This window comes from Pseudomonas umsongensis (assembly GCF_012647205.1).
GTDB lineage: Bacteria > Pseudomonadota > Gammaproteobacteria > Pseudomonadales > Pseudomonadaceae > Aquipseudomonas > Aquipseudomonas umsongensis.
The window spans coordinates 1157194-1183299 of sequence record NZ_CP051487.1 but is presented as its reverse complement, the minus strand read 5'-3'; the positions used below and the strand labels follow the sequence as shown (position 1 = coordinate 1183299).

The following is a 26106-nucleotide window of genomic DNA, read 5'->3' as shown; positions in this document are numbered from 1 at the left end:
GGGGACAGCCGAAGGGGCGGGGGCATTTACTCCGCGATAAGAACGCCGATCAGCGGCACGATCAACAACGTGCTGATGGCCATGGACAGGACATTGCCAATGTAGGTATGCATGTCGGCCGGCAATCGCTTGGCAATCGCACAGGCCAGGGGCGGTGCGATCAATGCCCCCAGCAACGCACTCGAGCCGATCACCAGCCCACTGCCACCATGGGTCAGGATCGCAGCGGGCACCACTGACACCAGAGGCACGTAAGTGGGGTACCAGCCGCGCAGCCTCCATTGTCGACGCCAGACCAGCACCCCGATAGCCGAGGTCAGCGCCTGTGCAGCAATGATATGCAGCAATAGTCCCGACCCGTACGCCGGGCTGATCGGGTTCATCGCGTACGCCAGCAATACCCCCAGTAACAAGCCAAGACTGGCCAGTTCATTGCCAAAGAATGGCGCTTCGGAAAAGTCTGCCAAGACCCGGCGCAGGCTCCAGACGACCCCGTAGTCGGGCGCTTTGGTGACGGGCGCGGGAGACTTGGCGGGTGGTATCACGGACTGCTCGGACTTCATCAGACCGGGTCGATAGCGGCACAGTAGAAATGCCACGACGCTGGCGACCGCCATGCCCAGCACATTGCCGATCACCGCTGGCAACCCCAAGGGGTTACACAGGTAATTAACGATCAACAGGCACATGGGTGTGACGAGTACGGCCCCCATGATTGCGCCGTTGATCGTGACCTTCCAGCCCCTGCCAAACATCAGCACCATCGCCGCTGGCAGCGACACGAACGCGGCGAATGTCGGTTGCCAGCTGGTGGCGGTCACCGTCCAGCCCCACAGCACGTTACTCAGCAACAACCCGAGCAACGAACTGGTGATCAGCCACGGCCATAACCCGGTGCCGTAGGCAATGCTGAAGCCTTGCCAGGCTCTGCCCGTTCGATTCGCCCAATAGGCGAGATAGGCGCCCGCCAAGAGTCCGATCGAGGCGAACTCGTGTTTGTAGAACGCCACCTCGCTGATGTCGCCAAGCAGCCAGCGCAACCAGGCACTCGGCTGGGAAAGGCTCGACACCATGTCGCTATAACTCGGCCAATGCGCGGCCCAGAGCGAGCGATAGGTGAATGAAAGCCAGATGATCAGCGATGTCGCGCCGACCAGCATCAGGATGACCGCCATATCAAATGGCGATCTGTGGGCAATGCGGTTTTTGTCGGTAGTCGTTTGCATGTCAGGTCTCCCCTATCAGCGTGGGAGACATGGGTGTTGGGTGTAGCCGAGCATCTGATCGTAGAGGTCGGCTCTACGGTCACGATGCAGATCGTTCAGGTTGTTCCAGATGGGGGCGCTGCGGGAGCTGGTCAGGTCAATATCGGCATACAGGATTTCCTCCTGGTCTGCCGAGGCTACGGCGCCAATCGGCCAGCCATTGGTGCCAGCGATCAGCGAGCATCCGAGGTAGCGGGCACCTCGTTCCTCACCGATCCGGCTGGCAGCGGCGATAAACACATTGTTTACGTGCGCCGCTGTCATCGTCAGGTACGACGCCATGCATTTGCCGGCATCGTCGAACAGCGGCGGCGGTGTCCAGACCCAGTTATTGGGACTGCAAATGATGTCGGCGCCTTGTTGACTCAGGATGCGTGGCACCTCGGGGAACCAGATATCCCAGCAAATCAACATGCCGATTCGACCAATCGGCGTATCAAAAACCGGAAACCCCAGATCGCCGGGTGTGAACCAGAGTTTCTCCAGGTTCCACAAATGCGCCTTTCGATACTTGCCGATAAAACCGTCAGGGCCGACCAACATCGCGGTGTTGAACAGTCGCATGCCGTCGCGCTCCGCCAGGCCGGCCACGAGGTAGACGTTGTGCCTGCAGGCAAAATCGATCCACAGTTGCGCGCTTGGCCCGCCGGGTATCAACTGCGCATGTGCAAAGGCATCCTGCCGACTGCTGAAGAAATAACCGGTGCTGGACAGTTCAGGCAGCACGACAAGATTCGCACCGCCGTTGACCGCCTCCAGCGCCAATTCCAGGCTGCGACACAGATTTGCATCACAGTTTTCAATGCCGACTTGTGGATCGAATTGCACGACTGCTACACGCACAGGGCTTATTGGCTCGCTCATTTCGGGTGACCTCTTTTTATTTTTATTCACGCTGTTTAATTGCGTGTTTATAAGACTCGAAAAGCCAACCGACGTAAGTCAGACGTTTCCGATAAGGCTGTAGCCTTTGTCCGAAGATGCATGAGCGAGTTTTTTGTTCGTCGGCCTGGTCAGGCGGGAAAGCAGAGCCATGCCAGAGGTGCATGGCTCTGGAGGAGGCATCAGGTTTTAAGTTTGTAGTGTGGATAGTCACTCATGGAAAAACCGCCGTTGAATTTTGCTGCGGTTTTGTCGCAGATGTGAATCGCCGCATCGACGGCCGCCCGGAAACAAGGCTCGGTCCAGCCAGCATCGACTGAAAATGACTCCCCAGAAAAATACAGGCCTGATGAACGCGCGAAGTCTCTGTTGTACTTCATCAGGCTCACTGCGTCGTAATAAGTGCCGGGCCGGTAGAGCTTTGCACAACCCAAGGCGTTTTTGTCGGTTATCCAGCGTTGGACCACCGCCTGATCACTCCCAACGTAAGGAGAAATTTTCTCCTGAATATTGGCGGAGTTCATGAGGATGCGATCCAGCTCTTTGACGCACTTGGTAACCAGTTCTTTGTCGGTGAATGAGGCGAGTTTTGTTGCGTCATCCTCCCATGTATAACTCAAGAGGATGCAGTCGTATGTATAGTTTTCGTTGTAGCGGTAGGTGTAGACATCGTGGATAAAGCTGTCGGTGACGATGGTTTGCGGGATTTTGTGGTTCTTCGAAAGAAATGATTTTTTCAAAGGTGCATAAACTTTACAGCTGGTTTCCCAGTGTGCCGTTTTGTAGGCGTTAATTGTCTCGAATGGCAGCATTTCCTGAGAGAAATTTTTCAGTTCGATTCGAGTCTCGATTAACCAGGACGGTAGAGTCATGATGACCGAATCAAATTCGTCGAACCTCTCTTCGGCATGCTCGGGTCGACTGTTTTGCCAGTTGAAGTAGACGCGTATCTTCTGGTTAGTCAGTTTTTCAAGTTTTGTAACGGATGAGTCCGTGAGGAGGCCATTGCCTCTTTCGATGCTGTGTTCGTAAACGGACTTTCCGGTTTCGGCGGTCCTCAGAAACATCAGGCATTCGTCCAACGCGGCGAGTCCGATGTAGCGCGGAGCGTCGAAACTCAATCCAGCCGAGTCAAAAACGGCTTTGCTGTGGAGGTATGGCGAGGCCAGTGGGTCTCCGTTAGCGTCTACCCGACCATGGATCAGTTGCAACTGACTGCTAAAGCCAAAAATGGCAGTTCGCAGTGGATAAAGGCAGCAGACGTCGTAAAAAGCCCCCCAACTCCCGTCACCGATACCAATCGCATAGAAAATTGCGGATTCTTCCGCAGACATTCCCATTCCGCCAAAGTCCCCGGGGGAGCGTTCATCCCATGCTGTCAGGGCCGGCATACTGACCAGGTCGCGAAATGAAACGCTCTCGTACTTGTTTACGATCGCAGCCCACATGCTTTCCCATTTCGGACTCGCGTAAATTTCCGAAACATGTTTCGTCATACGATCGGCAAAATCCTTCCACTTTGCATAAACCTTTTGCAGTTCCTCGCCAGGAGGAGGGGTGATCCCATCGGCATTTTTCCAGATCAACATCTCCGGTGTGCCGGTGTTTCCCATGCTGCCCTCTCTGAGATAAATGCCGGTTGAACGGACCCACTGGCTTCCGGGATTCGCGAAGTCTGAAAAAGTCAGGTCAAACGCCTTGGCGTAATAAGCCATGAGCGATCTGCCCTCTGTCGGTGGCTCGTCTGCCCGATTGAAAAAGGGCATGCGCATGGCCCCCATTTCAAACGGCGTATGACTTTGCGTGGAGTTACGACTTCCTGGAATGGTTAAGTGCCTGCCCCCTATTCGAGAGGACTGTTCTATGAGGGTGATATTGGTGAAACCGCAGCGATACAGTTCTCGGGCTGCCGTCAGTCCGGTAACGCCTGCGCCGACGATACAAATTCGGTGATCCGGGGCAGCGGTCTTGGCTATTCCATTTGCCTGTTCAACCAGTGATCGATAGTCGAAGCACAAGTCGGGTGGATTGGGAAAGCGGGCAGCCCATTTGTTGTCAGTCGAACGCTTTTTTCTGGTGGTTTGCGTGGCTGCGTATGAAGGGTAGTTGTAGCTTGAACCTATAGTCATTTGATCTTCCCTGACAGTATTGATGTTGTATGCAGGGACGACCTTGAAGTTTTGAGCGAGCAACATAAATCGGCCAAGTGGGACGCTGGGACACTCCGCTTTCTGTTTTTTTTGTAGGAAATGAAGAAATCTCAAATTCACCACAAGCCCCCTATGGGAGCATCGTTCTCGAGTTCCTGTTTTGATCACTCGATCTCAATCGGCCCCTTGGTCCCGGCATCACTGTCCGTCCAGTAATCCTCGCCCGTCAGCCGCCGATCACCTTGAAGCGTGAAGGTAAGTTTGCCCTGGTGAAATTGCAGGGTGCCGTCGGTGCGTTTGGCGTCAACCCGTTTGCCGTTCACCCAGACCTGTTCCTTGGCATCGATGCGGATGGTGGCCACTGTCGCGCCTGCATCGCTTTTGGCTACCCACTGGCCGGCATAGGGCGTCTGGGTCGTCGAGTTGTCCGTGGCGGGGTTGGTGAACCCGGCCTTGGCGTTTTCCGCCTTGCTCTTGTGGATATCACAGCCCTGGGTCTCGCTGACCTGGGTGCAGCCCGATTGCTCGAGTTGCTTGCGGTACTTGTCGTTGATGGCAAACGCCGGGGATTGCGCGGTCAGCAGGATTGCCAGCACTGGCAGGATGATTCTGTTCATGATTGCCCTCTTATTGATCAACAACTTGGTCATTGGCTGCGAACAGTATGGGTGGGATGGAGCGGTGCCCCATACCTGCGGACGGCGTTCCGACGAGGGCGCCGCGGGGTGCCAGGGTTCCCGCGTTATCGTTAACGACCATCGTCGGAACGCCGCCCGGAGCGTGCTCGCTCCTACAGGGGGGGGGGTTAGAGCAGGTGTTGGGAGATCAGCTTGGAGATCTCGACCATCGAGGTCTTGCCGGTGAACTCGAATTTTACTTTGCCCAATGACGAAAAGTAGATTTCCAGCTCGGAATCCAGGTCGAACGTCCCCGAGGTTTCCACCGAATACGCCACGATGTTTTTGTATGGCAACGAGGTGAAGTCTTTCTTGCTGCCGGTGATGCCTTGTACGTTCACCGCAATGATGCGCTTGTTGGTGAACACCACGCCGTCGCGCATGGACTTGTAGGAATCGATGACCTGTTCGCCGTCGAGCAAAAGGTCGGCAACCCGTTCGGCGTATTCCGCATTTTGCTTGAGCTTGAAGAATCCCTTGTTGTTGAAGTCGATCATTGGCCTCTCCCTGTTTGTCAAAAAGTGCATCTAAGCACGAGTTCGTGCCATTGGGCCTGTCTTACTTTTCTTCGCCGGTGGTGCGTACCGCACTCTCGATCGCCCGCACGCTGATCGCCGCAAAGATCGCGGTGAGCAGCACGCCGTTGAACCCCAGCAATATCGCGAGTATTCGCGACATCGGCAGTTTCGGCACGAGTTCGCCGTAGCCGATGGTCAACCCGGTCACGAAACCGAAGTAAATGCCGTCGAAAGCGTCCCAGCCTTCCAGGTAGCTGATGATCAGGCCGCAGGTGACGATGACGACCAGCATGGTGGAAAAAATCGGCCAGACAATTCGCAGGTAGTAACCTACGGCTTTGTAGAACTCTCGACGGATGTGCGAGGTATGGGTGGGCTTCATGTCATGGGTATCCTGGGGGCGGCGGATCATTTCGTGACAGACGCAATCGCCACTTCACTTTAGCCTGTGTCGCCGTCAGCTGCGCTATCATCGCCCGCCTCTGTATCTTCAAGAGTTTGTATCCCGGATGTCCCAAGCGCTGCCAATACCCGATGCCCCTCAATCGCTGCCACCCGTGCTGGCCGGCCCGCTGTTGCGACGCCTGGAACCCACGCGGCTGGTGCTGTGGCTGGTGGGCTCGCGGGCGCTGGAGCTGACGCTGCGCTTGCAGGGCGTGGGCGATATTCGCCTCGATGCCGGGCTATGCACGGTGGTTGCCGTGGGTACCCATGCATTTGTGCACCTGATTGATGTAGCGCTGGACGTTGCCCTGCCCTGCGATGAACTGATCGAGTACGACCTGCTGATCGATGACGGCACCGGCATCGCCACCTGGGCGCCGCATCTGTTGTATGGCGAGGCCTCTGCGCCGAACTTCGTCCTGCGCGCTCGCGTCGATCAGTTGCTGCACGGCTCCTGCCGCAAGCCCCATCACCCGGCCTCCGACGGGCTGCTGTGTGTCGACGAGCTGTTGGCGCAAGACCATCCGGCCACGGACCGTCCGGCGCTGCTGATGATGAGCGGCGATCAGGTCTACGCCGATGATGTTGCCGGGCCGACCCTGCGGGCGATCCATGCCTTGATCGAACGCCTGGGGTTGTTCGGTGAGCATCTGGAGGGCGCCGTGGTCAGCGACAGCGCCGAGCTTTACGGGCACGCGGCCTGTTATTACCACCGCGCGGATTTGTTACCGGCGCTGGAGAGCAACGAAACCCTGCGCGAGCGCTTTTTCGGCGGTGCGCGCAAGCCGATTTTCACCAGCAGCAGTGCCGACAATCACCTGGTGACGTTCGCCGAAGTCATGGCCATGTACCTGTTGGTCTGGTCGCCGACGCCCTGGACCCTGATCGCGCCAAAACCGCCGAAACTGATCAAGGAGCGGCGCGAGCGGTATGCCCTGGAACAGACGCGCATCGACGGATTCAAGGCCGGCCTGGGCAAGGTCGCCCGAGCCCTGGCGCACGTGCCAACGCTGATGATTTTCGATGACCACGACATTACCGACGACTGGAATCTTTCCGCGCAGTGGGAGGAAACGGCCTACGGCCATCCGTTTTCCAAACGCATCATCGGCAATGCGCTGCTTGCCTACATGTTGTGCCAGGGCTGGGGCAACAATCCGGATGCCTTCACCGCTGTCCTGGAAAAGACCCGTTTGCTCAGCGCCACCGGCGATGATCGCTACCTCGACAGCGATGTCCAGGACGCTTTGATCGATGAACTACTGCGCTTTCAGCATTGGCATTACGTGCTGCCCACCACACCGGCCATGGTGGTGCTCGATACCCGTACCCGGCGCTGGCGCAGCGAGATGAACCTCAAGCAACCGTCGGGCCTGCTGGACTGGGAAGCCCTCTGCGAACTGCAGCAGGAGCTGCTCGATCACCCCTCGGCGATCATTGTGTCGCCGGCACCGATCTTCGGCGTCAAACTGATTGAAACCGTGCAAAGAGTGTTCAGCTGGCTGGGCTATCCACTGCTGGTGGACGCCGAGAACTGGATGGCCCATCGCGGCGCGGCCCAGGTGATCCTGAACATCTTCCGCCACTCGCGCACGCCGGGTAACTATGTGGTGCTGTCCGGCGATGTGCATTACTCCTTCGTCTACGAAGTGCTGATCCGCCACCGCAAGGCCGGCCCGCGCATCTGGCAGATCACCAGCAGCGGGATCAAGAACGAATTTCCACCGACCCTGCTGGAGTGGTTCGACCGCCTCAATCGCTGGCTGTACTCACCGCGCTCGCCCCTGAACTGGCTGACCAAGCGCCGACGCATGCGCATCGTGCCGCACGTGCCCGAACATGCCGAAGCGGGTGAACGGCTGTGGAATTCGGCGGGGATCGGCCAGGTGTACTTCAATGAACAAGGGCAGCCCCGGGATATTTTTCAGCACAACGCCAATGGCTCGCCGAAGACGCGGATGGTGGCGCCTGCAAACGATGACTGAGGGGCTGTACGGAGAACCTGTGGGAGCGACGGTGCGGCGATCCGACCTGCTCGCGAAGACTGCTTAACATTCAGCATTTATGCTACCTGATACACCGCTTTCGCGAGCAGGCTCGCTCCCACACTTTGATCGGTGTCGCTCATGGACCTCATCCGAACCCTGATCATCGGTAACTCCGGCTCCGGCAAGAGCTGGCTGGCGCAACGCCTGGCCGAGCGATTGCAGGTGCCATGGACCGATCTCGACCGCATTCACTGGCTGTCCGACGAACACAGCATCGCCCGCCCCCGCGCCGAAGCCTTGGCCATGGCGAGGATCGCGGCCGAGCAAGAACGCTGGGTGATCGAAGGCGTGTATGGCTGGATCGCCAGCGAACTGCTGCCCCGCACGACGACGCTGATCTGGTTGAGCGTTGCCGACGAGGTTTGCGTCGCCAACATCCGCCAACGTGAAGCCAACGACGACGAACGCCTGATCGCCCTGCTGGAGTGGGCGGGGAGCTATCGCCAGCGCGATGGGTCCAGCGGATATACGGCCCATCGGCAGCTGTTCGAAGGGTTTGACGGTTGCAGAATTCAATTGATGGACTGGACTGAAATCACCGATTTCGCCAGCGCAATGCACTACGCCGATTGATTTATCTTCACGGCTTCTCATCAGATAAGGACTACAGCGTTCTCGGAAACGTCCCGAGAAGGTTTCGACGATACTCAGGAGAAGCGTTGATGCGCCAATTGCATAACGACCATTCGGAGCTATCGCCTTGTCAACCTGTACTGATTTCTGTACGTTCCTTGCATCGAGCGAGGATTTCACCATGCACACCATCAATTACACCACCGCACGCGCGCACCTGGCTGAAACCATGGATCGCGTCAATGAAGACCGCACCCCACTACTGGTCACCCGCCAGAAAGGCGAGCCGGTGGTGATGATGTCGCTGGCGGAATACAACGCCCTTGAGGAGACCGCCTACCTGCTTCGCTCCCCCGCCAACGCTGAACGCCTGATCAAGTCGATTGGCAACCTGCGCGCCGGGAAAACCAAGTCTCGGCAACTCATTGAAGAATGAATATCGAGTTCACTCCTGAAGGCTGGGACGACTACCTTTGGTTTCAGCAAAACGATAAGGCGGGACTCAAACGCATCAACCTGCTGATCAAAGCCATCCTGCGTGAACCGTTCGAGGGTCTCGGAAAACCGGAACCGCTCAAACACAACTTGAGCGGCTTCTGGTCGCGCCGGATAACGGCTGAACATCGCTTGGTCTACACCATCGAAGACGGTGAGTTATGCGTTGTCATGTGCAGATACCACTACTGAACTCACTCCCCTGACAATCATCTCCACCTCCCGCTCATCAATCGTCAGCGGCGGCAACAAACGAATGGTTTGCCCCCGCGTCACGTTGATCAGCAGCCCGTGGTCCCGGGCGGCGATCAGGCTCAGGTCGCGGATCGGTTGCTTGAGTTCGATGCCGATCATCAGGCCCTGGCCACGGATCGCCAGGACGTTCGGTTGGTCCGCCAATTCCATGCGCAACCTGCTTATCAGGCGTTCGCCCTGAAGCCGGGCATTTTCCAGCAAGCCTTGCTCCTCGATGATGTCCAGCACCGTGCAACCGACCCGACAGGCCAGCGGGTTGCCGCCGAAGGTGCTGCCGTGACTACCGGGGGTAAAGAGTTCGGCGGCTCTGCCACGGGCCAGGCAGGCGCCGATAGGGACGCCGTTACCCAGGCCTTTGGCCAGGGTCATCACATCCGGGACGATGCCTTCGTGCTGGAACGCGAACCACTGCCCGGTACGGCCGATGCCGGTCTGGATTTCATCCAGCATCAACAACCAGGAGCGCCGGTTGCAGAGCTCGCGCACGGCTTTCAAGTAACCGGGTGGTGCCAGCTGCACACCGCCTTCGCCCTGGATCGGCTCCATCAGGATGGCCACGATGCGCGAGCCGTGATCCTGGCGCACCTTGTCCAGTGCCTTGAGGTCGCCGAACGGCACTTTGACGAAGTCCCCTGGCAACTTGTTGAAACCCAGGCGCACCGCCGGGCCATCGCTGGCGCACAGGGTGCCGAGGGTGCGGCCGTGGAAAGCGTTTTCCATGACCACCACCAAGGGTTGCTCGATGCCTTTGTGCCAGCCATGCAGGCGGGCAATTTTCAGCGCCGTTTCATTGGCCTCGGCCCCGGAGTTGTTGAAGAACGCCCGGTCCATGCGCGCCAGTTGGGTCAGTTTGCGCGCCAGGCGTTGCTGCCAGTCGATGCTGTAGAGGTTGGAAGTGTGCAGCAACAGGCCGGCCTGTTCGCTGATCGCCGCGACGATTTTCGGATGAGAGTGGCCGACGTTGGTCACCGCCACCCCGGCCACCGCGTCCAGGTATTCACGACCGGCCTGGTCCCATAGGCGCGTGCCCAGGCCCTTGTTGAAACTCAAGGCCAAGGGTTGGTAAGTGCTCATCAGGCAGGCGGCGGTCATGACATCAAGCTCCATCAAGGGTCAGTGTTTTTGCAGTATGGTTAGCCACCTGAACTGGATAAATACTGCAATACTTCAATCATTTTAAAGTTGAGCTTGATAATGGACCTGTTCCAGGCAATGACCGTCTACGTCAAGGTGGTGGAAACCGGCAGCATGACGAGCGCCGCTGCGCAGTGCAAAATGTCCACGACCATGGTCGGCAACCACCTCAAGGCCCTCGAGCAGCGCCTGGGCGTGCGCCTGCTCAACCGCACGACCCGGCGCCAGCGGTTGACCGAATTTGGCGTTGCGTATTACCAGCGCTGCCTCGAAGTGTTGGGGCTGGTGGCTGATTCCGAACGCCTGGCCGAGCAAGCGCTGGATGAACCCAGCGGCACGTTGCGCATCTCGGCGCCCTTGACCTTCGGCACGGAAAAACTGGCACCCGCCCTGAGCGAATTCGCCCTGCTCTACCCCAGGGTAAAACTCGACGTGATGCTCACCAACCGGCGTCCGGACCTGCTGGAAAACGGACTGGACGTGGCCTTTCGCCTGGGCGCTATCGAGGCGTCCAACCTGATCGCCCGCCCGCTGCTCGACTACACCCTGACCATGTGCGCATCGCCGGCGTATGTGGCCCGTCGCGGCGCACCGCAAACCCCTGAAGACCTGCGCCACCACGATTGCCTGTCCTTCGCCTATCCGGCTGGCGATGACTGGCATTCGGTGGAGAAAGAATGGCGCCTGGCCGGCCCGGAAGGCGAAGTCACGGTAGCGGTCAGCGGACCGATGCTGATCAACAGCTCGGCAGGGCTGCATCAGGCGGCGCGAACCGGCATGGGTATCGTGATGTTGCCCGATGTCCTGGTCGAGCAAGACATCCAGGACGGCAAACTGCTGGCCTTGATGCCCGGATTCAACCCGCCGAGCCGGCCGATGCACCTGATGTATGCCCAGGATCGCTACCGCCTGCCGAAATTGCGACGTTTCGTCGACTTCGCCGTGCAGATGTGGGGCAAGCACTAGCAGCCTCGCCGAGCCTTGGACTAATCTCCCTACTGAGCAGGTCATTGGCTATCAGGCGTGTGCCAGGGAGAGCAGCGATGGGAGAAGCATCGAGTATCGAACCCTTGAAGTTCAATGTCTCGGACATGAACGAAGGCATGCTGCACACCATCATGGAACTGGTCAGCGACGGAATATGGGACTGGAACGCCAACACCGGCTTCGTCTACCGCAACGCCCGTTGGTACGAAATGCTCGGCTACACGCCGCACTCCCTGGATAACAACGTGTTGACCTGGGAAAACATCATTCACCCCGATGATTTCCCGCAGGTGATGGCCCTGTTCGATGACTACCTGAGCCAGCGCACCCCCGTGTATCAGGCCGAGTACCGCTGCCGCACGCATGACGGCCGTTATATCTGGATCGAAGACCGCGGCCACGTGCTGGCACGCAATGCCGACGGTTCGGTGGCGCGAATGGTCGGCGCCCACCGCAGCATCGAAGACAAGAAGCGCCTGCTCGAAGCCCTCGAACGGCGCAATCAATCCCTTGAAGCCCTCGTTGAAGAACGCACCCGCGAGCTGTCCAGCGTCAATCAGCAACTGCAGAGGCAACTGGAAGAAAATCGTAAGTTGGCTGAAACCGATGCCCTGACGTCGACTGCCAATCGATATCGCCTGGATCAGGCCCTGCGCCAGGAATGCGAGCGGTCCCAGCGCTTTCGCCAGCCGTTGTCACTGATCGCCATGGACATCGACGATTTCAAGAGCATCAACGATCACTACGGCCATGCACTGGGCGATGCCGCCTTGATTCAGGTGGTCGAACGAGTCAAGCGCAGTTTGCGTGCGGGTGATGTGCTGGCCCGTTGGGGCGGCGACGAATTCATCGCGGTCCTGCCCGATACCTCGTTGGCTGAGGCCAGGACCCTGGCCGAAGCCATCCGCCAGGGTCTATCGGAGATGCCATCGGTGGGCGACTTTCACGTGAGCATGAGTTTCGGCGTGGTCCAGCGCTTCGAGGAGGAGCAACAGACCGGCCTGATGGCCAGGGCCGATCAGGCACTGTATCGGTCGAAAGTCGCCGGCAAGAATGTGATCAGCGGATAACCGCCGTCACATCCCCGTTTTCACCAGCACCGGTTTTTCCTGATAGCGATCCGGGTACAGCTGCTTGAGCTGTGCCACCTTTGGCAAGTCATTGATCACGATGTAGGGATAGGTCGGGTGCTCGGTCAGGAAGTCCTGGTGTTCTTCTTCGGCCGGATAAAAACCGTTGAAGCTTTCCAGCTTGGTCACGATCGGCTTATCGAACGAATGCGCGGCATCGAGCTGGGCAATGTAGGCCTGGGCGACCCGTTGCTGTTCGCTGCTCTTGGTAAAGATCGCCGAGCGGTATTGGGTGCCGGTGTCGGGCCCCTGGCGGTTGAGTTCGGTCGGGTTGTGCGCCACGGAAAAGTAGATCTGCAGCAAGGTGCCGTAGCTGACCTGGCTCGGGTCGAAGGTCACTTCCACCGATTCCGCATGACCGGTACTGCCGCTGCTGACGCGTTCGTACTGCGCCGTGTTGGCTGCGCCACCGGCGTAACCGGAGACGGCATTCTTCACGCCTTTGACATGCTGGAACACCCCTTGCACACCCCAGAAACAACCACCGGCAAATACCGCGGTTTCGCTGTGGGCCTGGGTGGTTTCGTCGAGGGCAGGAGGGGGAAGGAGCACGCCTTCTTCAGCCCCGCCCAGGGAAAATGCCGAGCATTGGCCGATGATGCCGGCAGCGGCCAGCCCCAATAGCGTGCGGCGCCAGGTGAAAAGATTTTTCATGTCACAGACTCCTGAGAAATTCAGACGGCTTTGGGCTCGAACTTGAGCGCCAGACCGTTCATGCAGTAACGCAAACCGGTCGGTTTCGGCCCGTCGTCAAAGACATGGCCCAGATGCCCGCCGCAACGCCGGCAGTGCACCTCTTCGCGCGACATGCCGTAGGAGCGGTCCTGGCGGGTGGCCACGGCCTTGTCCAGCGGCGCCCAGAAACTCGGCCAGCCAGTGTGGCTATCGAACTTGGTCGCCGATGAGAACAGCGGCAACTGGCACCCGGCGCAGAGGAATGTGCCGTCGCGGTGCTCGTTGTTCAGCGGGCTGCTGTAGGCCCGTTCAGTGCCTTCTTCGCGGAGGATTTCATACTGTTCGTCGCTCAATATGGCGTGCCATTCGCTGTCGCTGTGGGTCACTTCGAACGCCTCGGCGGCGCTGGCATCGCTGATCAATGCCGTGCCTGTGGAAAACTTCGGCAACAGGCCGATTGCCAGGGCTGCCACCCCCAGCCCGCCGCTCGCGAGAAGAAATTGCCGTCGTGAAAACATGCTCGTCTCCAAAAATCCAGGGGTGTTTCATGGAACACAGCCTAGGCTTTGGGTGATCGCCAAATCCTCACGGGAAGTTAAACAATTCGTGATAACTCGGGCCACGAAAAACCCGCACAATGGACCCTTCACTGACTTCACTGACTTGACTGACTTAATTGTAGGAGCTGCCGCAGGCTGCGATCTTTTGATCTTGTTTTTTTAAATCAAAGTCAAAAGATCGCAGCCTTCGGCAGCTCCTACAGTGAGTGGCATTACGCACATTGCGCCGAAGGATTGAAGTGGATGGAACAGACCAAACGCGTCCTCGTGGTCGAGGACGACCTGCATATCGCCGACCTGATTTGCCTGCACCTGCGTGACGAGCAGTTCGAGGTGGTGCACAGCGCCGACGGCAATGAAGGCATGCGCCTGCTGCAGCAAGGCAACTGGGATGCGCTGATCCTCGACCTGATGCTGCCCGGTGTCGACGGCCTGGAAATCTGCCGCCGCGCCCGCGCCATGGCCCGCTACACGCCGATCATCATCACCAGTGCGCGCTCCAGCGAAGTGCACCGGATCCTCGGCCTGGAGCTCGGTGCCGACGATTACCTGGCCAAGCCATTTTCCATGCTCGAACTGGTGGCCCGGGTCAAAGCTTTGCTGCGCCGGGTGGATGCCATGGCACGCAACCTGAAGATGGACGCCGGCAGCCTGCTCATCGACGGACTGGCCATTGACCCGATCACCCGCGAAGTGTCCCAGGGCGGCCGACGCCTGGACCTCACACCCCGGGAGTTCGACTTGCTGTACTTCTTCGCCCGCCAGCCGGGCAAGGTGTTTTCGCGCATGGACCTGCTCAACGCCGTCTGGGGCTATAGCCACGAAGGCTACGAGCACACGGTCAACACCCACATCAATCGCCTGCGCGCCAAGATCGAGGCCGACCCGGCGCAACCGGTGCGCATCCTCACGGTCTGGGGCCGCGGCTACAAGTTCGCCACCGGGGAGGAATCGCCGCCATGAGGCTGACCCTGACGCAGCGCCTGTCCCTGGTGTTCGCCGTGCTACTGCTGGTGTGCTGCGGCACCTCGGCGTGGCTACAGGTGCGTTCCAACCAGATGCATGAACAGGAAGTGGTGCAAGGGTTGTCCCGGGACCTGGCGCAGCACATCGCCAGTGACACGGTGCTGATGGACACCCAGGGCCTGATGCCCAATGCCGTGCGGGATCTGTTCAGCAAGCTGATGCAGGTCAACCCCAGTGTCGAGGTGTACCTGTTGGACACCGAGGGCAAGATTGTCGGCAGTGCCGCGCCCGAAGGCAGGATTCGACGCGAGCGTGTCGACCTGGCGCCAATCCAGCGCCTGCTCAGGGGCGACGCCCTGCCGATTACCGGTGATGATCCGCGCAGCGTCGACGCGCGCAAGGTGTTCAGCGCCGCACCGTTGAAGGTCAATGGCAAGGCCGTCGGGTATCTCTACGTGGTGCTGCTGGGCGAAGACCATGATCGCCTGGCCGAACGGGGCGCCACCAGTGCTGCACTCAATACCGCCCTGATGTCCATTGGATTGGTTGCGCTGTTGTGCCTGATTGCCGGTCTCACCGCGTTTGCGCTGATCACCCGGCCATTGCGCCGCCTCACCGAAACCGTCAGCCAGTTCGACATCGATGGCGTCCCGGTGACGCCGGCCCTGCCCGTCCCCCTGGAAAAAGTCGCCAGCCACGATGAAATTGCTGTTCTCGACGCTGCCTTCCGGCAGATGCAGGCGCGTTTGGGCGAACAATGGCGCTCATTGACCCGCCAGGACCAGGAACGCCGCGAACTGGTGGCAAACATCTCCCACGATCTGCGTACGCCGCTGGCCTCGTTGCACGGCTATCTGGAAACCCTGTCGCTCAAGGACGCCACGCTGTCCGCCACCGACCGCCGCCGCTACCTGGGCATCGCCCTTGATCAAAGCCGCAAGGTCGGCGGGCTGGCGCAGTCGCTGCTGGAACTGGTGCGCCTGGAACATGGTTTTGTGCAACCGGTGCTGGAGCGTTTTTCGCTGACCGACCTGGTCCAGGACATTTTCCAGAAGTTCGAACTGACGGCCGAGGCGCGGCAGGTTGAATTGAAGGCCACGTTCGCCCCCAACGTTTCTGCAGCTTGCGCTGACCTGGGATTGATCGAGCGGGTGTTGACCAATCTTTTCGACAACGCGTTGCGCCATACACCGCCAGGTGTCGAGATCGAACTGGGTTTGCGTCCCCAAGGCTCGTTCATTGAAGTGACTGTCAGCGACACTGGCCCTGGTATCGCTCCCGAATTGCGCGAGGGTCTGTTTTTGCGGCCGTTCAATATCGGTGGCGCACGGCGCGATGGCGGGCTGGGGTTGCGTATTGTGCACCGCATCCTGCAATTGCATGGGCTTGAGATTCAGTTGATCGACAGGCCGGGGCGTGGGGCGACGTTTCGGTTTTTGTTGCCGATCGATGAACAGACTGCGGCGGGATTGGCGGAGCGGTCGATGAACCTGAATACCCCTCGGCAAGTCTGAAAAGTCAGGGCGCCTGACAAACCGCTTTCGCGAGCAGGCTCGCTCCCACAGGGGATTTGCGTCGTACACAGAATTTGTGGCAACCCGAATCAACTGTGGGAGCGAGCCTGCTCGCGAATAGGCCAGCTCGAACAACCGAGCATTCAGGTCAGTCCCGATAATCCGGCGCCACACGCTCCAGCAATCTCAGCAACGCCGCCCAGGCCAGTTGCATGGCATCTGGATCATTGAGCTCACCCTCCTCCAGCGCCCGTCCCGGCTCATTGAACTGCCGCTCGGTATGCGCGCAAACCTCGGCCGGCGGCAACACCAACTCCCCGGCAGCCATGGCTGCCAACTGAATGTCGCAGGCCTTTTCCAGATAATACATGCGCATGAACGCCTGCCCCACCGTCTCCCCCACCGTCAGCAAACCGTGATTGCGCAGCATCAGCACCGGCTTGTCGCCCATGTCCGCCACCAGCCGCTATTCGCTCATGTCCAGCGCCACGCCTTCGTAGTCGTGGTAGGCCACACGGTTGTAGAACTCCATGGAAATCTGGTTCACCGGCAACAGCCCGCACTTCAACGCCGCCATCGCGCAACCGGATTTTGTGTGCGTGTGCAACACGCATTGCGCGTCTTCACGAGCACCGTGAATGGCGCTGTGAATCACGAAACCGGCCGGGTTCACCGGGTACGGCGACGGTTCCACCGCGTTGCCATCGAGGTCGATTTTCACCAGGTTCGACGCCGTGATCTCATCGAACATCAGCCCGTAGGGGTTGATCAGGAAGTGATGCTCCGGCCCCGGAATGCGCACTGAGATGTGGGTGAAGATCAAATCGGTCATGCGAAAATGCGCTGCTGGCCCTGGTCAGCGCATTGATCTGGGTGCTGTTGAAAATGACCCGCGTGAACCGACTGGTAGGCTGAGATCACTATGAACACCCATCGTACAAGCCTGAGTACCCGCCTGCTGGCCGTGGTCGCCATGGCCTTCATGTTGTTCCCGTTGCTGACGGTCATCCCGGTGTCGTTCACCAGCAAGCGTTTCCTGTCGATGCCCCAAGGCAATTGGTCGCTGCGGCATTACGAAGCGCTGATGAGCAACCCTGACTGGTTCAATGCCATCAGCCAAAGCCTGACCATCGCCTTTGCCACGAGCATCATCGCGACCTTGCTGGCCGCCAGCTTCAGCCTGGGCATCTGGTACATGCGCTCCAAATGGGCCACGGCGTTGATCGGCCTGGTGCTGCTGCCGATGGCGATTCCGTTCATTACCAGCGTCAACGTCGACACCCTGCCCAAGCGGATCTGGAGCGGCTTGCGCGATAACGTTGATCCGAGTGTGGCGGCGATTTCGGTGCTGCTTATCTCGTTGACCTTGCTGGTGCTGATCGGGCGGTTGGTGGCTCAACACTTGGCGGATAAACGCGCGCAGAAACTGTTGCATCCATAACCAAGTCGTTACCGCGCCCCCTTGTAGGAGCTGCCGCAGGCTGCGATCTTTTGATCTTGATTTTTCAAGATCAAAAGATCGCAGCCTGCGGCAGCTCCTACAAGGATTCCCGCCTCTCTCTTGAACTCATCCGCCCGTTGACCGTGACAACCGCTTCCCGGTCCAATAGATTAGTCGGCCTGAAAAAGCCCCCGGGCTTTCTCGCCTCTATTCAAGTTCAAAGAAGTAGTGAAATTTCAATGTCCGATTCCAACACCGCTGAATCCGTAGTCACCTTGTCGTCCAAAGCGGAATACGAAAACTCCATCAATCTTTCACAGCATGTGCCCCAGGCCAAGACCATCAGCGAGATGGTCCTGGACGCTTTCCAGTCCACCCGCGAAAGCGAGCAGATCCGCGAGCTACGCGCCGCGATCCGCCAGGCCCATGACAGCTTCGACGACGATAAAGCCTACGAACTGATGGGTGAGCTCAAGCAACTCAAGGACGCCGAGGCCGCCGACATCGCCGCCCTCGAAGACTTGAGCAGCAAATTCCCGATCAGCCGCATCCTGTCCAGTTTCAAGGACGACCCGGCTTTCCAGGAAATCGTCTACGGCCTGGCCCTCAAGGTGCTGAACCAGACGCACCAGGCCATCAGCAGCCCGAGCGGCGGCAAGAGCAAAGCCGCCAAGGCGAAAAAAGAAGTCGAAGTGTTCACCATCAGCAAGGACGGCATGAGCGTCACCTTGCCGCTGCGCACCCCACGCTCGCGCCTGAACGTCGACCGTGAAGCCCTTGAGTTCCTCGGTTTCAGCTTCGTTGGCGAAGGCGACGAGGCAGAGCTGCAAAGCGAAACGTTCCTGGACAACCAGGGCGCCGAACAGGCCGTGAACCGCAAGAACATCATCACCGCCCTGCAACAGCAGACCGCCTTCGACGGCTACAGCATCGCCGCCCAGTAAACCCCGCCAGCATCCCCAGAGCCCCGCCCCCGTGCGGGGCTTTTTATTGCCCGCGATTCCTGCAAAACCGCGTTTAGTGTTCCAGTATCAAGGCCAGAGAAACACTTCCCTTCACCCACCTGCACCACGGGGCCGCCTGCGGGGAGCGTCAACTCACTTTCCAGCCCAAGACCTCAGTGGTGCGACTGCTGAGGTCATCATGAACACGCCACCCCTGTACCGTCAGTTGGCCAACCACTACCTGGACGCAATCCGCAGCGGCACCCTGAAGACCGGCGAGCGCCTGCCCTCGATTCGCCTGATGATGGAAAAACACGCCGTCAGCCTGTCCACCGCCGTACAGGTCTGTCGGGAGCTCGAAGACCATGGCGTGCTGGAAGCCCGACCGCGCTCCGGCAACTACATTCGCCAGCCCGACACTGCGCCCGGACCCAAGCCGATCGCCCACCCCCCGGCACTGGAGAGTGGGGTGTACGTGGGCATCCATGAAAAGGTTTCCTCGGTCCTGAAGGCCAGCCAGCGCGCCACGGTGAAGGTCAATTTCGCCAGTGCCTATTGCGCGCCGCAGCTCTATCCGCTCAAGACCTTGCAGGACAACATGATCAAGGCGTTGCGCCTGGACCAGCATCTGTTCGATACCACGAGTTCGACCTGCGGCAACAGTGCACTGCGCAACGTCCTTGCCCGCCGGATGCTGACCGTCAAAACCAACCTGACGGCCGAACGCATTGTGATCACTCACGGCGCCACCGAAGCGATCAACCTGGCATTGCGTGCCGTGACCCGTCCCGGCGATACCGTGGCCGTGGAGTCACCGACCTTCTACGGCCTGCTGCAAATTCTCGAAAGCCTGAACCTGCGGGTGCTGGAAGTCCCAGCCTCGACCCATGCCGGGATTCACCTGCCGGCCCTTGAACACCTGCTGCAAGGGCCAGAGCTAATCAAGGCGCTGATCGTCATGCCCAACCTGCACAATCCGCTGGGCAGCATCATGCCCGACACCCACAAGGCACGGCTGGTGAAGCTCTGTGCCGAGCACGATACGGTGCTGATCGAGGACGACACCTACGGTGACCTGGTGGACACCGAGCAACCGCTGTCCACCCTCAAGCACTGGGACCGCACCGACAATGTGATCTATTGCGCTTCGCTGAACAAAACCCTCGCCCCGGGCCTGCGCCTGGGCTGGATCAGCGCTGGCAAATGGCACGATCGCGTGGAAATGCTCAAGCACACGCAAACCCGTGGCTGCGAGAAGCTGTCGCAACTGGCCGTTAGTGCATTCATGGGTACGCCCTCCTACGAACGCTACCTGCGTCGCTTGAGAAAAACCCTGACCCAGCAGCGCGAGCAAATGAGCGGGGCGATCATGCGTTATTTTCCCGAGGGCACCCGCGTGACCCACCCTCAGGGCGGCACCTTGCTATGGGTGGAGTTGCCGGCTCGGCATTCGTCCATGGGGCTGTTTCATGATGCGCTGAGCCTCGGCATCCAGATTTCACCTGGGGATATCTTTTCCAACGCCAAGCGTTTCACGAATTTTGTGCGCATCGGCTGTGGAGCGCCGTATTCACCGAGGATCGATGAGGCACTGCAGACCCTGGGCCGCCTCCTCAAGAGCCAGAGCTGACCAGAACCCTGTAGGAGCTGCCGCAGGCTGCGATCTTTTGATCTTAAAAAAACAAGATCAAAAATCGCAGCCTGCGGCAGCTCCTACAGGGTCAACGTGGCGGTTGGTGCAGGCAAATGATATGCGGGTCGTCATTCCAATGCGGGAAACGTTCGGCGATCAGCGGGTCGTGGCCAGGGATGACGTGGTCTTCGCTGTCGGCCAGGCGATCGATTTCACTGAACGCTTCGAGCGACTGCGCCAGGTCATCGATGATCGGAAACGGACTGCGCTCGCGAATGTTCACCCACAAGTGCGCCGCGTCCGATGCCAACACGATCCAGCCCCGTTCAGTGTTCACCCGCACCACCTGGCTGCCGGGTGTGTGACCGCCCACCGCGTGCAGTGTCACTCCCGGCAGCACCTCGACAGTACCGTTGTGCAAACGCATCCTTCCTTCGAACAGCGGTGGCAGCGCCGACATCACATCCTCGACCTCATAGGTCTTGTTCACCGTGTGATGGGTCATCTTCGGTCCGGTGCAGAAACGCAGTTCCGCTTCCTGCAAATGCACCGTGGCCTTGGGAAACAGCCCCAGGTTGCCAGCGTGATCCCAGTGCAGGTGCGTGAGGATCAGGTGCTCGACCTGCGCCGGATCGATGTCCAGTTGCCGCAGGGAGTCTTGCGGCAGGCGATACATCTGCCGGTTGCGCCGGTCCGCCGTGGCCGGTTGAAAACAGGTGTCGACCACGATCACCTGGTGCTCGTTGCGAATCACCCAGAAGTAATAGTCCAGCGGCATCGGCGCATTCGGATCGCCGCAGCAGGCGTCGTAGAGGAAGTTCTCCCGGGCAGTGCGCTGCGCGTTGGCGCCGACACGCAGGGCGAACACTTCGTACATGGGAACGGACATGGGCACCTCCAGGTTCAGGCGGCTGCGGTGGCTTTGAGGGTCGGACGAAAATCGAAGTCGATCTGCTCGCTGATGCCCAGGTCCTGCGCCAGCTTATGCAGACCACTGTAGTCGCGCATGATCGTCGCGTTCCTGTTGCTCTCGCGGGTGTCGGCAATGATTGCCTGCGCGTCCTCGACCCCGAGCTGCGTGAGGATCGCCTCCCACATCGAGTAGTCCTGGGCGATAAAAGCACTCAGCGCCACCGACAGGTTGCGGGCGAAAAATTCCCGTTGGACTGGCTGCATGTTGGCGTACATCACCTTGGCGACTTCGGCCAGCACCTTGCTGTGGGCGTATTCGTCGCGGTTGTGCAGCTCGGCCACGCGGCGGTTTTGCGGCTGGATGGTCGGGTCGTCCGCCAGCAGGTCGAGATAGGCATTGACACTGATCTCGGCGACTACCGCGAAGGTGATCGCCGCCAGGTCGCGCTGCCAGGGTTCGGGCAGTTCCTCGCGCAGGGCCTTGAGGCGCAGGTAAGTCACCGACGGCGGCAACTCCAGGTCCTGGTCCAGTGCGCGATCGCGCTTGGTCCGCTCGATGGCCCGCAGGTGCATGAGCGTGTGGTAGTGCTCGTCGATCAGGGTCTGCTGCATCGCTTCGCGAAAATGCCAGTCGTCCTTGCCCAGGTATTGATTGGCGATGACGCTCAGCGCCGGGTTCACCACGAGCTCTTCGGCGGTGACCGTGCGCAGGTTGTAGCCGATCCAACCCCAGGTCACCACCTTGCTCTTGAGCTCATCACTCAAGGCCTGGAATGTCGGATGATGGAAAAACGGCACCATGCACTCCGGGTAATCCGGGCGTGCCGGGTCGAACACTTCGTTGATATGGGCCTTGTCCGGCGAGCAGACTGCGGCGCGTTTGATCCAGGCCTGATTGAGCCGTACGATCAGTTGATGATCGACCTGGGCGATCTCGATTGCTGTTTGCATGACGCGATACCTGTAAACGCGTACCCCTGGGGGTACGCTGAAAAAGAAGGGCGACGGAAAAATCAGGCCAGCCAGTAGCGGGTCAGGTGGCGCGCCGGGTCAGTGTATCGGCTGCGGGCATGAATCATCCGCCAGTTGTCCCAAATCAGCATGCATCCGTCGGGAATCAGCACCGGGATGTTGTGTTCGACGAAGTACGCTTCGCCGAGCACCGCAAACCTGGCAAGCGGCGAGTCGTTGTCGGCGACCTGTGATTGCTGCAAGGCTTCCTTGGACGGATTCACATCGCCGTAGTGAAACTGGTTGTAGCTGAAGCGGAAAATATCGCCTTCCTCGGTCGGTGTCAGGATGTATTCCCTGACCCGGGTTTGCGCCGGTTCGCCGGGCTTGGCAGTGGCGACGAATTCCACCGGCGTATCGTCGAGCCACTTGCGCAGTTCCGGTTCGGATCGCTCAAGCGATCTCAAGAACGCATAGCCGTCCACCAGCCCGGTGTGACCGCCACCGCAGGTCGCCTGTTTATGGCAATGCAACGCCAGGTAACGCGGTGGCGGGCCGTACACCGGCGCTTCGGTGTGAGGGCCGATGCCGTTCATGCTCTGGGAGTACGGCAAGTCCTCGTAGCCCGGCTTGCGGGTGATGGCGAAAGCTATCTGGCCATTGAACTGCGGAATGATCGGGCCGAACTCATGCAGTGTTCCCGCGACATCGTGGGCAAATTCCCCTGGCGTCAGCACGGTCCAGCCACGATTCGACAATTCTTCATGGCGATGGCCCAGCGAAACATAAGGTGTGGACGCAACAATCCCTTGGTCTGACATGGTGAGTTTCCTGGCGGTTTATCAGGCGTTTACGGTTGAGGTGTAAGCGGCAATCAATTCACTGCAGGCGGTGCCCGGTCGGTATCGCTGCTCATCGATGCTCTGTACCGGGGTGATTTCAGCGGCGGTACCGGTGAGAAAACACTCGTCGAAGTCGCCCAGTTCCGTGGGCAATATCGTGCGTTCGATGACCTGGTAATCCAGGGCACGGGCCAGTTCGATGACGGTCTGGCGGGTAATGCCGTCGAGGAAGCAGTCAGGCACCGGCGTGTGCAAGGTCCGGCCTTTGGCGAAGAACACGTTAGCGCTGGTGGCTTCGGCCACATGGCCGCGCCAGTCGAGCATCAAGGCGTCGTGGTAGCCGGTGTTTTCGGCGTCGTGCTTGCTCAGCGTGGCGATCTGGTAATGCCCGGACGCCTTGGCTTCGAAGGGACTGCTGCTGGGAGGCGGACGACGCCAGGTGGCGGTCTTCAGACGGATGCCGGCCATGCGCGCGGCCGGGTCGAAATAGCTCGGCCATTGCCAGCAGGCGATCGCCACATGCACGCGATTGAAACGCGCCGACGTGGAAATCATCTCGCTGCCGCGCCAGGCCACCGGGCGCAAATAGCCGTCGTTCACCTGGTTGCGTTGCAGCAATTGATGGCTGGCCGCTTCCAGCTCGGCGGGTTCGAAGGGGATGGCAAAATCCATCAGCTGCGCCGAGCGATACAAACGCTCAGTGTGTTCGCGCAACTTGAAGATCTTGCCGTTATACACGCGCTCGCCCTCGTACACGGTGCTTGCATAATGCAAGCCGTGAGTCAGCACATGCAGGCGCGCCTGGGACCACTCGACGAATTCGCCATCGAGCCAGATCAATCCTTCGCGCTGATCAAACGGGATACCGCTCATGTCCTTGTCTCCCCAATAATCAAGTGTCGTCCTAGGCCGTTTGCAGCAGGACCGGTATCAACTCAGGCGTTGGCGCCAGCAACAGCTCAGCTTCGGCCTGAAAGAAAAAGCTTCGTTCGCCAAAGGCCGGGCGCAGCTCATCGAACCAGGTCGCCTGCGAATCGAAGCGCGCATAGAAGGTCCGCAATACCCATTGCGGGTCCCGGGCCTGGAGGAACTGCAGCACGAAGACTTTTTCCCCGGCGACGGTCTCGATGCCATTGATCAAGACCTTGCCGTAGAAGGTGCTCATCGACGGCCCGCGCACCGTTCGCGCCAGGCCCGAGACCGTGCGGTACGCTGCCTGGAAGATTTCGAACGCCCGGGCCAGCGGCATCGCAAAGTAGTGGCTGGGGCCGGTGTCGCGCTCGACGAACATGTAATACGGCACTGCACCGAGCCGTACGCCTTCGGTCCAGAGATCCGCCCAATCGGCGGGGTTTTCGTTGATATGGCGGATCACCGGCGCCTGCATGCGCAGGGTCGCGCCCGTGGAGCGAATGCGTTCGACTGCGAGCCGGGCAATGTCCTGGCGAATCTCTACCGGGTGGTTGTAGTGCCCCATGATCGACAGGTTTTTACCCGCCGCGACGATCCGCCGGAACAGCTCGAGCAACTCGTCTGCGTCCTTGTCGCTGACAAACCGTTGCGGCCAGTACGCCACCGACTTGGTGCCGATGCGGATGCTCTTGAGATGCGCCAGCTCCAGCAGCGGCTCGATGTACCCGGCCAGCGAGCGGGTGTTCATGATCAGGGGATCGCCACCGGTGACCAGTACGTCGGTCACTTCCGTGTGCACACGCAGGTAGCTCAGCAGCTCTTGGGATTCCCGCGCGTTGAACTTGAGCTCCTCCTCGCCGATGAACTGCGCCCAGCGGAAACAGAAGGTGCAATAGGCATGACAGGTTTGACCGGCACCGGGGAAAAACAGCACGGTCTCGCGATATTTGTGCTGAATGCCCGGCAAGACTTTTCCGTCGAGGGTCGCGCCGTTGTGCGTCAGTTGCCCGGCCGGGTGGGGGTTCATGCGCAGCCAGATCGCCTCGATCCGGCGCTTGATCGCAGCGGCGTCATCCTGCTCGATCAGTTGTTTGAGCGAGTCATATTCATCGACCAGCAACATGTCTTTGTGGGGAAAGGTCATGCGGAAGATCGGATCGTCCGGGATGTTGTTCCAGTCGATCAGCGTTCCCAGCACGTATTCGTTGGTGCGAAATGGCATGACCCGGGCCACGACCGTCATGGCTTCCTGCAACTGCGGCGTCAGCCTGTGCCAATACGGTGTGTCGCGAATGGTGCGAGCGTTGTAGGGTTTGTAGCGTTCGTGCTCCGACAGTCCTTGCATGGCAGCGCTCCTGGTGATTGCCCTGACGGTCGCCTTAAACCACCGCGGGTGCGATGGCCGGCGCTTTGCGCTCTATGTCCATCCATGCCCGAACGCTGTCGCGATCCCACTGGCGACGGACATAGGCGGCGAGTCGCGCCGGGACTTGATCACCATTGGCGACCAGTCGATTGAGCATGATCGCCAGGTCGGTATCGGCAATGCTCCAGTCGCCGAAGAGGTGCTCGGCGCCCTCCTCCAACAAGCGCTCGGCGACGAAGAACAGACGTTCGACCGCGGCCTTGGCATCGTCGGAGAGCGGCGCGTCCTTCTTGCCGAAGTACACCAGGTCAAACGGGCGCTCTTTGCGGATCACCAGCAAATCGCTGCGCAGCCAGGCCTGGAGTTGACGGGCCCGGGCGCGCTGCTGGAGGTCCTGGGGGAAAAGCCGTGCATGCCCTGGCGCGAGTTCCTCGAGGTATTCGGCGATGGCGGAAGACTCTGAAAGCGCAAAACCTGTGTGAACTAATGTAGGAATCTTGCAGGTAAGTGAAATATCTCGATATTTCGCCTGATAGTTCTCTCGCGCCTTTAAATCCAGCGTGACAAGTTCAAATGAAAGTTGCTTCTCCTTGAGCGCTACAAACGCTGACATCGCAAACGCGCTGACAAAATCCGCGCCGACATAAAGTTTAATCCTGTTATTTTCCATGGAACGCTCCCTTGCACTAAGCACATTAATCCGTTGCATTCGAGTCGATCGTAGTAAGTTGATCGAACGCTGAACAGATACAGAAATTATCCGTTTGCATCGATACAGAAATTCGAAAATTCGCATCGCCAAGGGCTTATCGAGGGCACGACAGAAACGAAA

Annotated in this window: 26 protein-coding genes and 1 pseudogene; 11 read left to right on the top strand and 16 right to left on the bottom strand. The window is 59.4% G+C overall.

The annotated features are described in order from the left end of the window. Positions 1 to 26 precede the first annotated feature (26 nt). The 6 genes from HGP31_RS05210 to HGP31_RS05185 form a co-directional block, all read right to left on the bottom strand. Complete coding sequence (locus HGP31_RS05210; protein WP_168757274.1) at positions 27 to 1226, bottom strand: hypothetical protein; 1200 nt, start codon at positions 1224 to 1226, stop codon at positions 27 to 29. 15 nt (positions 1227 to 1241) lie between these two features. Beyond that, the gene (locus tag HGP31_RS05205; protein ID WP_168757273.1) at positions 1242 to 2129 is read right to left on the bottom strand and encodes a nitrilase family protein; all 888 of its coding nucleotides are present in this window, start codon (positions 2127 to 2129) and stop codon (positions 1242 to 1244) included. A 200-nt stretch (positions 2130 to 2329) separates the two neighbouring features. Continuing rightward, the gene (locus tag HGP31_RS05200; protein WP_168757272.1) at positions 2330 to 4276 is read right to left on the bottom strand and encodes a flavin monoamine oxidase family protein; all 1947 of its coding nucleotides are present in this window, start codon (positions 4274 to 4276) and stop codon (positions 2330 to 2332) included. A 185-nt stretch (positions 4277 to 4461) separates the two neighbouring features. After that, complete coding sequence (locus HGP31_RS05195; RefSeq protein WP_020795574.1) at positions 4462 to 4914, bottom strand: hypothetical protein; 453 nt, start codon at positions 4912 to 4914, stop codon at positions 4462 to 4464. A gap of 188 nt (positions 4915 to 5102) precedes the next feature. Beyond that, entirely contained in the window at positions 5103 to 5471 is a 369-nt protein-coding gene (locus tag HGP31_RS05190) for a PH domain-containing protein (protein WP_020795573.1), read from the bottom strand. A gap of 61 nt (positions 5472 to 5532) precedes the next feature. After that, the gene (locus tag HGP31_RS05185; protein WP_168757271.1) at positions 5533 to 5874 is read right to left on the bottom strand and encodes a potassium channel family protein; all 342 of its coding nucleotides are present in this window, start codon (positions 5872 to 5874) and stop codon (positions 5533 to 5535) included. Between the two features lie 127 nt (positions 5875 to 6001). Between HGP31_RS05185 and HGP31_RS05180 the strand changes: the two genes are divergently transcribed. From HGP31_RS05180 to HGP31_RS05165, 4 genes are all read left to right on the top strand, one after another. After that, positions 6002 to 7921 carry an alkaline phosphatase D family protein gene (locus tag HGP31_RS05180; RefSeq protein WP_168757270.1) on the top strand — a complete coding sequence of 640 codons (1920 nt, stop codon included), beginning with the start codon at positions 6002 to 6004 and terminating at the stop codon, positions 7919 to 7921. 141 nt (positions 7922 to 8062) lie between these two features. After that, positions 8063 to 8557 (top strand): P-loop NTPase family protein, encoded by a 495-nt coding sequence (locus tag HGP31_RS05175; protein WP_083348259.1) that lies wholly within the window; start codon positions 8063 to 8065, stop codon positions 8555 to 8557. Positions 8558 to 8738: 181 nt separating this feature from the next. Next, complete coding sequence (locus HGP31_RS05170) at positions 8739 to 8993, top strand: type II toxin-antitoxin system Phd/YefM family antitoxin (RefSeq protein ID WP_020795569.1); 255 nt, start codon at positions 8739 to 8741, stop codon at positions 8991 to 8993. Further along, positions 8990 to 9244, top strand: coding sequence for a Txe/YoeB family addiction module toxin (locus HGP31_RS05165; protein WP_020795568.1), 255 nt, complete (start codon positions 8990 to 8992; stop codon positions 9242 to 9244). Before HGP31_RS05170 ends, HGP31_RS05165 begins: the two co-directional genes overlap by 4 nt. Here HGP31_RS05165 and HGP31_RS05160 read toward each other — a convergent pair. Then, positions 9212 to 10399 carry an aspartate aminotransferase family protein gene (locus tag HGP31_RS05160; RefSeq protein WP_151140526.1) on the bottom strand — a complete coding sequence of 396 codons (1188 nt, stop codon included), beginning with the start codon at positions 10397 to 10399 and terminating at the stop codon, positions 9212 to 9214. The two genes, HGP31_RS05165 and HGP31_RS05160, sit on opposite strands and share 33 nt — an antisense overlap. Before the next feature lie 102 nt (positions 10400 to 10501). Between HGP31_RS05160 and HGP31_RS05155 the strand changes: the two genes are divergently transcribed. Both HGP31_RS05155 and HGP31_RS05150 read left to right on the top strand, forming a co-directional pair. Beyond that, positions 10502 to 11407 carry a LysR family transcriptional regulator gene (locus HGP31_RS05155; RefSeq protein ID WP_020795566.1) on the top strand — a complete coding sequence of 302 codons (906 nt, stop codon included), beginning with the start codon at positions 10502 to 10504 and terminating at the stop codon, positions 11405 to 11407. A 77-nt stretch (positions 11408 to 11484) separates the two neighbouring features. After that, positions 11485 to 12498, top strand: coding sequence for a sensor domain-containing diguanylate cyclase (locus HGP31_RS05150; RefSeq protein WP_151140524.1), 1014 nt, complete (start codon positions 11485 to 11487; stop codon positions 12496 to 12498). A 6-nt stretch (positions 12499 to 12504) separates the two neighbouring features. On the opposite strand, the gene msrA is transcribed toward HGP31_RS05150, so the two are convergent. Both msrA and msrB read right to left on the bottom strand, forming a co-directional pair. After that, positions 12505 to 13212 carry a peptide-methionine (S)-S-oxide reductase MsrA gene (gene msrA, locus HGP31_RS05145; RefSeq protein WP_033043128.1) on the bottom strand — a complete coding sequence of 236 codons (708 nt, stop codon included), beginning with the start codon at positions 13210 to 13212 and terminating at the stop codon, positions 12505 to 12507. A 20-nt stretch (positions 13213 to 13232) separates the two neighbouring features. Further along, a complete protein-coding gene (gene msrB / locus HGP31_RS05140; RefSeq protein ID WP_020795563.1) occupies positions 13233 to 13751 on the bottom strand; it encodes a peptide-methionine (R)-S-oxide reductase MsrB in 519 nt (172 codons plus the stop codon). Between the two features lie 285 nt (positions 13752 to 14036). Here msrB and HGP31_RS05135 point away from each other — a divergent pair, with 285 nt between their 5' ends. Together HGP31_RS05135 and HGP31_RS05130 are read left to right on the top strand one after the other, a co-directional pair. Next, positions 14037 to 14756, top strand: a complete 720-nt coding sequence (locus HGP31_RS05135) for a response regulator transcription factor (protein ID WP_083348256.1) — start codon at positions 14037 to 14039, stop codon at positions 14754 to 14756. After that, entirely contained in the window at positions 14753 to 16273 is a 1521-nt protein-coding gene (locus tag HGP31_RS05130; RefSeq protein WP_168757269.1) for a sensor histidine kinase, read from the top strand. Before HGP31_RS05135 ends, HGP31_RS05130 begins: the two co-directional genes overlap by 4 nt. A gap of 148 nt (positions 16274 to 16421) precedes the next feature. On the opposite strand, the pseudogene HGP31_RS05125 reads toward HGP31_RS05130, so the two are convergent. Further along, positions 16422 to 17117 (bottom strand): annotated as a pseudogene (locus HGP31_RS05125) (class II aldolase/adducin family protein); the annotation flags it as partial. A 78-nt stretch (positions 17118 to 17195) separates the two neighbouring features. On the opposite strand from HGP31_RS05125, the gene HGP31_RS05120 reads away from it, so the two are divergent. From HGP31_RS05120 to HGP31_RS05110, 3 genes are all read left to right on the top strand, one after another. After that, positions 17196 to 17714, top strand: coding sequence for an ABC transporter permease (locus HGP31_RS05120; protein ID WP_033044637.1), 519 nt, complete (start codon positions 17196 to 17198; stop codon positions 17712 to 17714). 239 nt (positions 17715 to 17953) lie between these two features. Beyond that, the gene (locus tag HGP31_RS05115) at positions 17954 to 18658 is read left to right on the top strand and encodes a hypothetical protein (RefSeq protein ID WP_020796833.1); all 705 of its coding nucleotides are present in this window, start codon (positions 17954 to 17956) and stop codon (positions 18656 to 18658) included. Positions 18659 to 18857: 199 nt separating this feature from the next. Continuing rightward, positions 18858 to 20288, top strand: a complete 1431-nt coding sequence (locus HGP31_RS05110) for an aminotransferase-like domain-containing protein (RefSeq protein WP_020796834.1) — start codon at positions 18858 to 18860, stop codon at positions 20286 to 20288. Between the two features lie 91 nt (positions 20289 to 20379). On the opposite strand, the gene HGP31_RS05105 is transcribed toward HGP31_RS05110, so the two are convergent. The 6 genes from HGP31_RS05105 to yfcF all read right to left on the bottom strand — a co-directional run bounded on the left by HGP31_RS05105 (position 20380) and on the right by yfcF (position 25944). Beyond that, complete coding sequence (locus tag HGP31_RS05105; protein ID WP_020796835.1) at positions 20380 to 21180, bottom strand: N-acyl homoserine lactonase family protein; 801 nt, start codon at positions 21178 to 21180, stop codon at positions 20380 to 20382. 14 nt (positions 21181 to 21194) lie between these two features. Next, positions 21195 to 22154 (bottom strand): diiron oxygenase, encoded by a 960-nt coding sequence (locus HGP31_RS05100; protein ID WP_168757268.1) that lies wholly within the window; start codon positions 22152 to 22154, stop codon positions 21195 to 21197. 62 nt (positions 22155 to 22216) lie between these two features. Then, the gene (locus HGP31_RS05095; protein ID WP_083348252.1) at positions 22217 to 22975 is read right to left on the bottom strand and encodes a TauD/TfdA family dioxygenase; all 759 of its coding nucleotides are present in this window, start codon (positions 22973 to 22975) and stop codon (positions 22217 to 22219) included. Between the two features lie 21 nt (positions 22976 to 22996). Further along, positions 22997 to 23869: a branched-chain amino acid aminotransferase gene (locus tag HGP31_RS05090; RefSeq protein WP_168757267.1), complete on the bottom strand. Its 873-nt coding sequence runs from the start codon at positions 23867 to 23869 to the stop codon at positions 22997 to 22999. Positions 23870 to 23900: 31 nt separating this feature from the next. Continuing rightward, positions 23901 to 25253 (bottom strand): KamA family radical SAM protein, encoded by a 1353-nt coding sequence (locus HGP31_RS05085; RefSeq protein WP_168757266.1) that lies wholly within the window; start codon positions 25251 to 25253, stop codon positions 23901 to 23903. Between the two features lie 34 nt (positions 25254 to 25287). Further along, positions 25288 to 25944 (bottom strand): glutathione transferase, encoded by a 657-nt coding sequence (gene yfcF / locus HGP31_RS05080; protein ID WP_020796840.1) that lies wholly within the window; start codon positions 25942 to 25944, stop codon positions 25288 to 25290. Between the last annotated feature and the right edge of the window lie 162 nt (positions 25945 to 26106).